The organism is Variovorax sp. 10N412 (genome assembly GCF_056394985.1).
In genome coordinates this window covers 245,755-257,711 of the sequence record NZ_JBFTIO010000002.1, presented here as the reverse complement: position 1 = coordinate 257,711, position 11,957 = coordinate 245,755, and the positions used below count along the sequence as shown (strand labels likewise).

11 protein-coding genes are annotated in these 11,957 nt (G+C 67.6%); all 11 read right to left on the bottom strand.

Annotation, left to right across the window (positions count from 1 at the left end; translation table 11 throughout):
* Positions 1-4 precede the first annotated feature (4 nt).
* Positions 5-1,216, bottom strand: a complete 1,212-nt coding sequence (gene manD / locus AC1DJH_RS06670) for a D-mannonate dehydratase ManD (RefSeq protein WP_478185171.1) — start codon at positions 1,214-1,216, stop codon at positions 5-7.
* 55 nt (positions 1,217-1,271) lie between these two features.
* Entirely contained in the window at positions 1,272-2,042 is a 771-nt protein-coding gene (locus AC1DJH_RS06665) for an amino acid ABC transporter ATP-binding protein (protein WP_478185170.1), read from the bottom strand.
* Positions 2,039-2,698, bottom strand: a complete 660-nt coding sequence (locus AC1DJH_RS06660) for an amino acid ABC transporter permease (protein WP_472111800.1) — start codon at positions 2,696-2,698, stop codon at positions 2,039-2,041. The genes AC1DJH_RS06665 and AC1DJH_RS06660 overlap by 4 nt, the downstream gene beginning before the upstream one ends.
* Positions 2,698-3,363 (bottom strand): amino acid ABC transporter permease, encoded by a 666-nt coding sequence (locus tag AC1DJH_RS06655; protein ID WP_472111803.1) that lies wholly within the window; start codon positions 3,361-3,363, stop codon positions 2,698-2,700. The genes AC1DJH_RS06660 and AC1DJH_RS06655 overlap by 1 nt, the downstream gene beginning before the upstream one ends.
* A gap of 40 nt (positions 3,364-3,403) precedes the next feature.
* Entirely contained in the window at positions 3,404-4,234 is an 831-nt protein-coding gene (locus AC1DJH_RS06650) for a substrate-binding periplasmic protein (RefSeq protein ID WP_472111806.1), read from the bottom strand.
* A gap of 86 nt (positions 4,235-4,320) precedes the next feature.
* The gene (locus AC1DJH_RS06645) at positions 4,321-5,052 is read right to left on the bottom strand and encodes a FadR/GntR family transcriptional regulator (RefSeq protein WP_472111809.1); all 732 of its coding nucleotides are present in this window, start codon (positions 5,050-5,052) and stop codon (positions 4,321-4,323) included.
* Positions 5,053-5,224: 172 nt separating this feature from the next.
* On the bottom strand, positions 5,225-5,584 hold the full coding sequence (locus AC1DJH_RS06640) for a response regulator (protein WP_472111812.1): 360 nt from the start codon (positions 5,582-5,584) through the stop codon (positions 5,225-5,227).
* Positions 5,585-5,658: 74 nt separating this feature from the next.
* Entirely contained in the window at positions 5,659-6,876 is a 1,218-nt protein-coding gene (locus tag AC1DJH_RS06635; protein ID WP_472111814.1) for a hybrid sensor histidine kinase/response regulator, read from the bottom strand.
* The gene (locus AC1DJH_RS06630; RefSeq protein WP_472111817.1) at positions 6,866-7,471 is read right to left on the bottom strand and encodes a chemotaxis protein CheB; all 606 of its coding nucleotides are present in this window, start codon (positions 7,469-7,471) and stop codon (positions 6,866-6,868) included. Before AC1DJH_RS06630 ends, AC1DJH_RS06635 begins: the two co-directional genes overlap by 11 nt.
* A complete protein-coding gene (locus AC1DJH_RS06625; protein ID WP_478185169.1) occupies positions 7,468-8,340 on the bottom strand; it encodes a CheR family methyltransferase in 873 nt (290 codons plus the stop codon). The genes AC1DJH_RS06630 and AC1DJH_RS06625 overlap by 4 nt, the downstream gene beginning before the upstream one ends.
* A complete protein-coding gene (locus tag AC1DJH_RS06620; protein ID WP_478185168.1) occupies positions 8,337-11,855 on the bottom strand; it encodes a response regulator in 3,519 nt (1,172 codons plus the stop codon). Before AC1DJH_RS06620 ends, AC1DJH_RS06625 begins: the two co-directional genes overlap by 4 nt.
* Positions 11,856-11,957: the final 102 nt, after the last annotated feature.

Here is an 11,957-nt window from a genome sequence, read left to right as displayed (position 1 = left end):
GCGCTCACCAGTTCCACAGCGTGCCGTCGTGCTGCAGGCGGTTCACCGGCAGGTACGCGCGCTGGTAAGGGTATTTGGCCGCCAGCGTTTCGTCGATGTCCACGCCATGGCCCGGCGCCTCGCCCGGGTGCAGCATGCCGTTCGCGAAGCTGTACGAATGCGGGAACACTGCATCGGTTTCGTCGGTGTGGCGCATGTACTCCTGGATGCCGAAGTTGGGCACCCACAGGTCGAAGTGCAGCGCCGCGCCCATGCAGGCCGGCGACAGGTCGGTCGCGCCGTGGCAGCCCGTGCGCACCTGGTAGAGCGAGGCCAGGTCGGCAATGCGGCGCAGCTGCGTGATGCCGCCCGCGTGGACCACCGTGGTACGGATGAAGTCGATCAGCTGGTTCTCGATGAGGTCCTTGCAGTCCCAGATGCTGTTGAAGATTTCGCCGACCGCCAGCGGCGTGGTCGTGTGCTGGCGGATGAGCTTGAACGCCTCCTGGTTCTCGGCCGGCGTGGCGTCTTCCATCCAGAACAGGTTGAAGGGCTCGAGCGACTTGCCCAGGCGGCCCGCCTCGATGGGCGTGAGGCGGTGGTGCACGTCGTGCAGCAGGTGCACGTCGGGGCCCACGGCAGCGCGCACCGCGTCGAACAGCCTGGGCGTGTGCTCCAGGTACTTGGCGGTCGACCAGTCGTGCTCGCTCGGCAGGTCGGCATCGGCCGGCTCGTAGAACATGGTGCCTCGGCCCACGCCGTACACCTTCTCCAGGCCCGGCACGCCGCTCTGCGCGCGAATGGCCAGGTAGCCTTCTTCCTTGTAGCGCAGCACCTCGTCCACGGTCTGCTCGATGTCGCGGCCGTTGGCGTGGCCGTACACCATCACGCCGGTGCGGCTCTTGCCGCCGAGCAATTGGTAGAGCGGCATGTTGGCGGCCTTGGCCTTGATGTCCCACAGCGCGGTGTCGACCGCGGCAATGGCCGTCATGGTGACCGGGCCGCGGCGCCAGTAGGCACCCTTGTAGAGGTACTGCCAGATGTCCTCGATCTGGTGCGCGTCGCGCCCGATCAGGCAGGGAATGACGTGCTCGGTGAGGTAGGCCGCCACCGAGAGCTCGCGCCCGTTGAGCGTGGCGTCGCCGATACCGGTGAGGCCCTCGTCGGTTTCGATCTTCAGGGTGACGAAGTTGCGGCCCGGGCTGCAGACGATGACGCGGGCGTTGGTGATTTTCATGGTGTATGTCTGTGCGTGTCGTTGTGTGGGGAAGGGCGCGTGCCTTGCCGGCGTATCAGCCGTGCCAGCCGAGGTGACCCAGGAAGTCGCGCGTGCGCTCGGCCGTGGGGGCCTCGAAGATCTGCCTGGGCGGGCCTTGCTCGACGACCTTGCCGTGGTCGAACACCACGACCCAGTCGGCCACGCTGCGGGCAAAGGCCATCTCGTGCGTGACCACGACCATGGTCATGCCTTCGTCGGCCAGCTTCTTCATCACGTTGAGCACTTCGCCGATGGTCTCGGGGTCGAGCGCGGAGGTGGGCTCATCGAACAGCATCACCTCGGGCTCCATGGCCAGCGCGCGGGCAATGGCCACGCGCTGCTGCTGGCCGCCGGACAGCCCGCTGGGGAAGTTGTGCGCCTTGTCGGCCAGGCCCACCTTCTCGAGCAGCTTCATGGCGCGCTCGCGCGCCTTCGCCTCGGTCATGCCCAGCACGGTGACCGGGCCGATGGCCACGTTGTCCAGCGCGTTCTTGTGCGGGAACAGCTCGAAGTTCTGGAACACCATGCCCATGCGCTGGCGCACCTTGCGCGCCTCGCGCTCGTCGGTGGGCAGCGGCACGCCGTCGATCAGCACGCGCCCGCCGTCGATGGTTTCCAGCGCGTTGGTGCAGCGCAGGAGCGTCGACTTGCCCGAGCCCGACGGCCCGATGAGGCACATCACCTCGCCCTTGTTGACCTGCACCGACACGCCGTCGAGCGCCACGAAGCTGCCGTACAGCTTGCGCACCTCGTCGTACACCACCACCGGCGCCTGACTTGCCGATTTGCGTTCGCCGTTCATCATTCCTTGACCTCGAATTTCTTCTGTATCCAGTCGACCAGCTTGGCCTGCGGGTAGCCCATGAGCCAGTAGATGACGGCCATGGCCGTGAGCATCTCCAGCACGCGGAAGCTCGACGAGCGGATCTGCAGCGCCACGTGCGCCAGCTCGCCCACCGCGATCACCGACACCAGCGAGGTGTCCTTGAACAGCGACACCCAGGTGCTCGCCAGCACCGGCAGCACACGCCGCCAGGCCTGTGGAATCACCACCTTGCGCATCGCCTGCCAGCGGCTCATGCCCACCGCGACGGCGGCCTCCATCTGGCCCTTGCGGATCGAGTTGATGCCGGCGCGGAAGGTCTCCGCGTTGTAGGCCGCCACGTTCAGGCACAGCGCCACCAGCCCGGTCGTGAAGGCCGAGAACTCGATGTGCAGCAGCACCGGCATCACGTAGAACGCCCAGTACACGACCAGGATCAGCGGCAGGTTGCGGAAGAACTCCACGAACACCTGGCTCGCGCCGGACAGCACCTTCGATTTCGACAGCCGCATCAGCGCCAGCACGATGCCCGCGGGCACCGCCACCAGCATGGTCAGCACCGTGAGCAGCACGGTCAGCATCGCGCCGTGCAGCAACTCGGCGCGGTGGTCCCAGACAATGTTCCAGTCCAGGTTCATCACGACCTCCCCAGGTGCGCAACGCGCTTGTAGAGCGCATCGATCAGCCGTGTTCCGGGGAACAGGATGATGAAGTAGATGACCATCACCACCGTGAACACCTCGATCGGCCGGTAGCTCTGCCCGGCGATGGTCTCGGCGCGCTTCATGAGTTCAGGCACCGCGATCACCGTGGCAATGGCCGTGTCCTTGATGGTGATCGAGAGGATCGATCCGAAGGCCGGCAGCATGCGCACCAGCGCCTGCGGCAGCACCACCTTGCGCACGATCTGGGCGCGCGACATGCCGAGCGCCAGCGCCGCGCGGATCTGCCCGGGCCGGATCGACTCGATGCCCGCGCGCACGATCTCCGCCACGTAGGCGGCAATGTGCAGCGTGAGCGCCATCAGCGCGGCCCAGAACGGATGGAAGCTGATGCCCGTGAGGATGGGCACCGCGAAATAGAACCACACCAGGATCACCAGCACCGGAATGGCGCGCTGGGTGTCGATGTAGAAAACGATGGGAATGCGCAGCCATGCCGCGCCATAGACGCGGCCCAGGCCCAGCGCGGTGCCGAGCACCAGCGCGCCGATGCCGGTCAGCACCGACAGCAGCAGCGTGATGCCCAGCCCGCCGAGCAGGTACTGCCAGCTGTCGAGCAGGGGGGAGAAGTCGAGCTCCATGAGGTCGGTGAAGTCGGTGCGTTGCGGCCGAAGCCGAAGCTCACATCGCGTTGATGATCCGGACCTCGTCCGCGTCCAGCTTGGGCTTCATCTGGTCGTTCACCGCCTTGAGCCAGTTCAGGTACTCGGGCTGGTTCTTGTCGATGGCCAGGCCGATGGGCGTGGCCATCTCGGCCGAGTCCTGGCAGTTGTTGCCCTCGGGCAGCACCTTCAGGCCCTTGACCTTGCGGTTGAGCGCCTGCCACGGCACGCGGTTGATGGGCGTCACGTCGGCGCGCCTGGCCATGATTTCTTCCACCGGCGCTGCCGTGCCGGCGGTGGACACGCCGCGCAGCTTGGCATTGGGGAAGCGCTTCTTCACCCAGTTTTCTTCGCCGCCGCCGGTGAAGTAGGCCACCGTGATGTTCGGGTTGTTGAACTCGTCGATCGACTTGGCGTTGGCCACCTTCGGGTTGTCGGCGCGGCCGAACACGCACAGGGCGGTGCGCGAGTAGGTCACGAAGTCGACCACCTTCAGGCGCTCGGGCGTCACCGACAGAGGCGAGATGGTCATGTCGGCCTGGTTCGAGGCGAGCACCGGCACCTTGGTCTCGTGCGAGACCGGCAGCGCCTGCAGCTTCACGCCGAGTTGCCGTGCCACCTCGTTCGCCAGCAGCCATGCCGGGCCGGCCCAGGCATCGCCCGAACCGGTGGTGTTCTCGACGAGCCACGGCGGGTTCGACAGCACGGCCGCACGCAGCACGCCGGCCTTCTTGATGGCGTCGATGCGCGCGCTGGTGCCGGGGGCCGGCAGCGGCACGTTCTGCGCGGCGGCCTGGCCGACGAACGCCGCGGCCAGCAAGGCGGCGAGCAGGGTCTTCGTAGTCGTCATCTTCAGTCTCCAGTTCTAGGTATCACCCGGTTCGGGCGGAGGGAAAACACAGGAAAAAGGGGCGGCTGCGCAGGTTGCAGGGGCGCTCAGCGCCAGGCCTGCGCGAACTCGGCGATCACGCGGTCGATGTGCGCGCGCATCGCGGCGCGGGCCTCGGCGGGGTTGCGTTCGAGCAGCGCGTTGAACACACGCTGGTGGTCGTCCTGCGAAGCGCGGCGCAGTTCGGGCGTGTGGAAGTGCGCCTCCATCTGCGACCAGATCGGCGCCTTGGTGTGGTCCCACAGGCCGGTCACCATCTGCAGCAGCACGCTGTTGCCGGTCGACTCGGCAATGCGCAGGTGAAAGAGCCGGTCGGCCGCCTCGTTGGCCGCCTTGTCCTGCATGTGCTCGCGCATCGCGGCCAGCGCGGCGTAGATGCGGTCGATGTCGCTGTCCTTGCGGTTCTCGGCAGCGACCGAGGCAATCTCGGCTTCGATCAGGCTGCGCGCGCGCAGCAGCTCGAACGGTCCCGGACCGGGCGACAGCGTGTAGGCCGACACAGCGGGAACGGCGCCCGCGACCGGCGCGCTGATGTAGATGCCCGAGCCGCCGCGCACCTCGACCGCGCCCTGGATCTCCAGGACGATGATGGCCTCGCGCACCAGCGTGCGGCTGACGTTGAAGCGCTCGGCCAGCGCCCGCTCCGACGGCAGGCGGTCGCCCACCTTGAATTCGCCTCCGGCGACGAGCGTTGCAATGCGCGCGGCCAGCTTCTGGTAGGAGCGATCGGATTCCGGCTCGGTGGCCTGGGCGAAGGGGAGGTCGGTGGTCGTTGCCATGATTGGTGAGCCAGTCTAAAAGTGGTTCACCAATTCAGGGCCTCTGGTTTACCAGTAGCCGACGCCATGGAGCGCGGCGCGCGCAGGCTCGCGCCGCGCCGGCCTGCGTCGCTCTGTTCAGAAAGGGAGAGGGAAAAAAGGACGCTTGCCGGCCGCGACGGCCGGCGAGCGGCTAGGGCGTCCCGCCCAAAATCTGCTCGAGCCTGTCGATGTCGATCGGCTTTTGCAGATGGTGGTCGAACAGCCCTGCGGCCGCCTGGCCGCCGCTGTCCTGTGCCGAGAAGCCCGAGATGGCGACCAGCAGCTTGGGCGTGCCTTCGGCCGTGCTGGCGCGAAGCCGCCTGGCCACCTCGGTGCCCGGAAAGTCGGGCAGCGTGAGGTCGATCAGCGCGGCGTCGAAGCTTTCGGAGGCCGCTGCGTCCAGCGCCTGTTGCGCCGTGTAGGTGCAGCGCGCCGTGTGCTGCTGCAAGCTCAGCAATTCCTGCAGCAGGTCGGCCGCGGCTTCGTTGTCGTCGACGATCAGCACATTCACAAAAAAGCTCTCTTTGAAGTAAGTCGAATAGGGCAGTATCGCGGCCCTGAACGCGCCCTGCCGTAGGCGCATGCCTACGGCAGGGCGCTGTTTTCGGCGTCCTTTGCGTGCAGCGGCAGGTCGACCACGAAGCGCGAGCCTTCGCCCGGCGCGCTCTCCACGCCGATGTGCCCGCCGTGCAGGTCCACGATCTTGCGCGTGATGTACAGCCCCAAGCCCAGCCCGGCCGCATGCTTGCGGCTGTCGGCGGTGCGCTCGAACTGCTCGAAGATCCGCCCCTGGTCCTCGCTCGCGATGCCGATGCCCTGGTCGCGCACGGCCACCTGGGCGGTGCCGTCGACCTCGCGCACCACCATCTGCACCGGCTTGCCGCCGCCGTAGCGCAGCGCGTTGGTCAGCAGGTTGGTCAGCACCTGCTCGATGCGGAACTCGTCCCAGACGCCGTGAAGCTCGGCCGGCGCGTCCAGCGTGATGACCGCGCCGGCGGCTTCGGCCTGCTGGCGCAGGTTCTCGACCACGGCACGCGCCAGCACGGCCAGGTCCACCGGCTTGGTCTGGATCGACAGCGCATCGCGGCGCATGCGGGTCACGTCGAGCATGTCGTCGATCAGCCGCACCATGTTGCGGATCTGCCGCTGATCGCGCTCGATCATCGCGGGCAGGCGGTCCGGTGCAAAGTTGGCCAGGTTGCCCTTGGACAGGTGCAACTGCCGCAGTTGCGCTTCGAGGTACAGCGTGTTCAGCGGCGTGCGCAGCTCGTGCGACACCATCGACATAAAGTCGTCGCGCATGCGCACGGCCCGCTCCAGCTCTTGCTGCGTGTGCTGCAGCTGCGCAACCAGCTCTTCCTGCTTGCGGTGCGCGGCGGCGAGCGATTCCATCTCGTGGCGCAGCGCCTTCCTGTGCTGGTACAGGTCGACGAACACGTTCACCTTGCTGACCACCGCGTGCGGGTCCAGCGGCTTGTGCAGGAAGTCGACCGCGCCGCTCTCGTAGCCCTGGAACGCGTAGTTCAGCTCGCGCCCGGCGGCGCTCACGAAGATGATGGGAATGTGCCGCGTGCGCTCGGTGCCGCGCATCAGCTCGGCCAGCTCGAAGCCGTTCATGCCCGGCATCTGCACGTCGACGATCGCCAGTGCGAATTCATGCTCCAGCAGCAGCGCCAGCGCGGCCTCGGCCGAGGCCGCGCGGTACACCACGCGGCCCGGCGCGCGAATGAGCGCCTCCAGCGCCAGCAGGTTCTCCGGCAGGTCATCGACGATCAGCAGCTTGCTTTCGATGTCAATGTTCATGGGCGGCCTCCAGTTGAAGCAGCAGTTCGCGCAGTTGACGCAAGGGGAGCACGTAGTCGGGGGCGTGGCGCGCGATGGCGGCTTGGGGCATGGTGGAAATCTGGGCTTCTTTCGGTTCCTGGACGGCGGTGAGTCCGCCGGCCAGGTGGATGCGTTGGAGGCCTTCGGCCCCGTCGTAGTTGGCGCCGGTCAGCAAAAAGCCCGCGAGGGCGGGGCCGTAGGCATCGGCGGCGGAGCTCATCAGCACGTCGATCGACGGCCGCGAGAACAGCACGGGCGGCTCGCAGCTCAGCGAGAACGTGCGCTCGCGCTCGATCGACAGGTGGTAGCCCGGCGGCGCAAAGTACAGGCTGCCGCCGGCGAGCGGCATCTTGTCGGCCGCCTCGCGCACGGCAAAGGGCAGGCGCTGCGCGAAGATCTCGGCCAGGTGGCTGTCGTGGTCCTCGGGCAGGTGCAGCACCACCGCCATCGGCAGTTGCCAGGTGGCGGGCAGGTCGTGCAGCAGCGTGGACAGCGCTTCGATGCCGCCGGCCGAGGCGCCCAGCACCACGGCGTCCACGCGCTTCTGAACGGATGAGCGCAGCTGCTTTCTCATGCGAGCTTGCGGTAGATGCGCTCGGCACGGGCGTGCGTCTCGAAGCGGTCCGCGTAGCCCGAGAAGTCGATGCTTTCCTTGGAACCCAGCCCGAGAAAGCCGCGGTGCGACAGCGACTCGTGGAACAGGCCCAGCGCCCGGTCCTGCAGCTGCCGGTTGAAGTAGATCAGCACGTTGCGGCACGACACCAGTTGCGTTTCCGCGAACACGCTGTCGGTCGCCAGGCTGTGGTCGGCAAAGATCACGTCGGCGCACAGCGAGGGGTCGAAGCGCGCGGCGTCGTAGGCGGCGGTGTAGTAGTCCGAGAACGAGCTGCGCCCGCCCGCGCGCTGGTAGTTGGTGGTGTAGCCGCGGATCGCTTCCAGCGGAAAGATGCCCTGGCGCGCCTTCTCCAGCGAGGCCGGGTTGATGTCGGTGGCGTAGATCTGCGTGCGCGCCAGCAGGCCTTCCTCGCGCAGCAGGATGGCCAGCGAGAACACCTCCTCGCCGGTGCTGCAGCCCGCCACCCACACCTTCACCGAAGGGTAGGTGTGCAGGATCGGCACCACGTGCTGGCGCAGCGCCAGGAAGTACGGCGGGTCGCGGAACATCTCGCTCACCGGAATGGTCAGGAACTGCAGCAGCCGCCCGAACAGGCCCGGGTCGCGCAGCACCTTGTCCTGCAGCGCCGAGATGCTGGGCAGCCCGAGCTGGTCGAGCGCATGCAGCACCCGGCGCTTCTGCGAGGCCACGGTGTAGTTGCGGAAGTCGTAGCTGTACTTGAGGTAGATCGCCTCCATCAGCAGGCGCAGCTCGATCTCGGTGTCGCTGAGCGGGTGCAGCTGCGGCGTGGACGAGCCGGCAGAAGGGGGCGAGGGCGGTTGTGTCACAGGCGCTCCATCTTCGGCATCCACACGCGCAGCATCGAGAACAGGCGCTCCAGGTCCACCGGCTTGGCCAGGTAGTCGTTGGCGCCGGCGGCCAGGCACTGCTCGCGGTCGTCCTTGGTGGCCTTGGCGGTGATGGCGATCACCGGCATCTTCTCGAAGCGCTGGTTGGCCCGCAGCCGGCGCGTGGCCTCCAGGCCGTCCATCTCCGGCATCATCACGTCCATCAGCACCAGGTCGATCTCGCTGACCTGGTCGAGCTTTTCCAGCGCCTCGCGGCCGTTGCGGCCGATCTCGACCATGGCGCCGCGCGCCTCCAGCGCGCTGGTCAGCGCGAAGATGTTGCGCACGTCGTCGTCCACCAGCAGGATGGTGCGGCCCTCGAAGATGCGGTCGCGTCCGCGCACCGTCTTCAGCATGCCCTGGCGCTCGGTGGACAGTTCGGCCTCCACCTTGTGCAGGAACAGCGTCACTTCGTCGAGCAGGCGCTCGGGCGAGCGCGCGCCCTTGATGATGATCGAGCGCGAGTAGCGCTGCAGCTCGGTCTCTTCGTCGCGCGTGAGGTTGCGCCCGGTGTAGACGATGACCGGCGGAAACGACACGATCTCCTCCGCCGCCATGGCCTTGAGCAGCTCGCTGCCCTGCATGTCGGGCAGCTTCAGGTCGGTGATCATGCAGTCGAACACGCGGGTGCGCAGCAGCTCCAGCGCCTCTTCGCCCGAGCCGACCGCAACGATCTCGATGTCGTCGTCGCCGATCAGCCGGATCACGCTCTCGCGCTGCAGCGCGTCGTCTTCCACCAGCAGCACGACCTTGACCTTCTGCGTGAGCTTTTCCTCGAGCCGGCCGAACACCTTCATCAGTTCGTCGCGCGTGGCGGGCTTCAGCGCATAGCCGATGGCGCCCATCTGCAGCGCGGCGCCCTGGGCGTTCTCGGCGGCCGACACCACGTGAATGGGAATGTGGCGCGTGTGCGGCGAATCCTTCAGGCGTTGCAGCACGTCGAGGCCGGTGCTGTCGGGCAGGCGCATGTCGAGCAATATCGCGTCGGGCAGGAACTGCGTGGCCAGCTCGAAGCCGTCGTTCGCGCCGTGCGCCACCAGGCAGCGGTAGCCCAGTTCGTGGGCCAGGTCATAGAGGATGTGCGCGAACTGCGGCTCGTCCTCGATCACCAGCACGCGGCGCACCTGGTCGCGCGGAAGCGTGCGGTCGTCGGCGAACTGGGGCGCGGGCACGGGCGTGGGCTTGGGCGCCTGCGGTGCTGCGGGCACGGCCACGGCCCTGGGCGAGTAGACCGCCGAGCCGGGCGAGGGCGCGAAGGACGACTGCGAGGAGGCAGAAGAAGACGACAAGGGAGACGATGCGGCGTCCGCCTGCGGTGCCCTGGCCGGCAATTCGAGCACGAAGGTGCTGCCCTGTCCCGGCGTGCTGCGCACGGTGAGCGTGCCGCCCAGCAGCTTCGTGAGGTCGCGTGAAATCGACAGGCCCAGGCCGGTGCCGCCGTAGCGGCGGCTGGTGGTCCCGTCGGCCTGGCGGAAGGCCTCGAAGATCAGCTCGTGCTGCTGCGGATCGATGCCGATGCCCGAGTCGGACACGGAAAAAGCCGCGCCGCCGTCCGCGGTCGGCGACACCTCCAGCGCCACTTCGCCGCGGTCGGTGAACTTCAGCGCGTTCGACAGCAGGTTCTTCAGGATCTGCTCCACCCGCTGGCGGTCGGTGACCAGCGTGGCCGGCGCGTCGGGCCGGATCTCCAGGCGAAAGCCGAGGTTCTTTTGCATCGACAGCGGGCTGAAGGTGCTCTCCAGGCTCTGCGCCAGCCGGGCGAGCGACACGTCTTCGGTCACCACCTCGAGCTTGCCGGCCTCGACCTTCGCGATGTCCAGGATGTCGTTGATCAGCACCAGCAGGTCGTTGCCCGACGAGTAGATCGAATCCGCGAACTTCACCTGCTCCGCCGTGAGGTTGCCCTGCGGGTTGTCGCCCAGCAGCTTGGCCAGGATGAGCGCGCTGTTGAGCGGCGTGCGCAGCTCGTGCGACATGTTCGCCAGGAACTCCGACTTGTAGCGGCTGGAGCGCTGCAGCTCGTCGGCACGGTCTTCCAGGTCGCGCTGCACGCGGCGCAGCGCGGTGTTGCGCTGGTCCAGCGCCTCGGTGCGTTCCGAGAGCTGGCTGTTGGTCTGCTCCAGTTCGGCCTGCTGGTTTTCCAGCATGGCCTGCGAGGCGCGCAGGGCGCGCGACTGTTCCTCGAGTTCTTCGTTGGCGGTGCGCAGCTCTTCCTGCTGCACCTGCAGCTCTTCGTTGAGCTGCTGGGTCTCGGCCAGCACGTCCTGCAGCTGCTCGCGGTAGCGCGCCGCCGCCAGCGAGGTGCCGATGTCGTCGGCCACCACGTCCAGCAGCTGGTTGCAGCGATCGTCCAGCGGGCCCGGAAGGCCGAGCTCGATCACGCCGTTGACCGCGCCGCCGTTCGACACCGGCAGCAGCAGCACGGCCTTGGGCGACATGTGGCCCAGGCCGGAGTTGACCTTCAGGTAGTCGGCGTCGACCGGGTCGATGAGCATGCGGCGCCGCTCGGCGGCGGCCTGGCCGATCAGGCTCTCTGTGGGAGAGAACACCTGCGGCGTGGCCTCGGACGTGCTCGAGAACCCGTAGCTCGCCGCCCGGCGCAGCGGGCCGTGGCGCTCGCGCACGTACAGGGCCCCGACCGCGCTGCCCATGTAGCGCGAGAAGAACGCGAGCACCTTGCGGCCCATGTCCGGCGCGGTCAGCTCGCCGACCAGGTCACCCACCAGCTCGGTCTGCGCGCTGCGCAGCCAGGCTTCGTGGGCGAGCAGCTCCGCATGGGCGGCCTGTTCCTTCAGCACCACGTCGTAGCTGTCGGACAGCCGCACCAGCTGCCGCCGGCCGAAGTAGGCCACCAGGCCGGTGAAGCCCACCGTGAACAGCAGGAACAGGCCGACCGTCCACCACGCGGTGCGGTTGGCGTCGTTGTTGCGCTGGAAGCGCAGCGTCTGCTCGGTGTCCATGAGCGCGGTGAACGCCGCGCGCATGTCGTCGGTCAGCCGCTTGCCGCGGCCCAGGCGCACCTGGGCCTGGGCGTCTTCGCCGGCGCGGCGCGCGGCGATCAGGCTGCGCGCAAACTCCAGCCAGGTGGCCTGGATGCCCGCGATGCGGTCGACGCGCTCCACCTGCTGGCGGTTGTCGGACACCAGCTCGCGCAGCGCGGCCGTGTCGCCCTTGATGCGGGGTAGCGCGCTCTGGTACGGCTCCAGGAAGGTCTCGTCGCCGGTGATCAGGAAGCCGCGCATGCCGGTTTCCATGTCGATGCTCTGGCGTTGCAGTTCGCTGGCGGCGCGCGTGACGCGGTCGGTGTGCTCGACCCAGCCGATGGTGTTGAGCAGGAACAGGATCAGCCCGACGAACACCACGGCGCCGAACACGCCGCCGATCAGCGGCAGCTTGATGTTGCGGCCCAGCAGCCGTTCAAAGTCTTCGGGGTCGATCGCGGTGGGAGTATTCATCGGACGCATTTGTAAGCAAAACTTGTCAAGTCTTGCCGAAAAAATCAGGTCGCCCTGTCGGAGAAAGCCCCGTCAGGGCAAGAAGGAGGGGGGAGTCCGAGT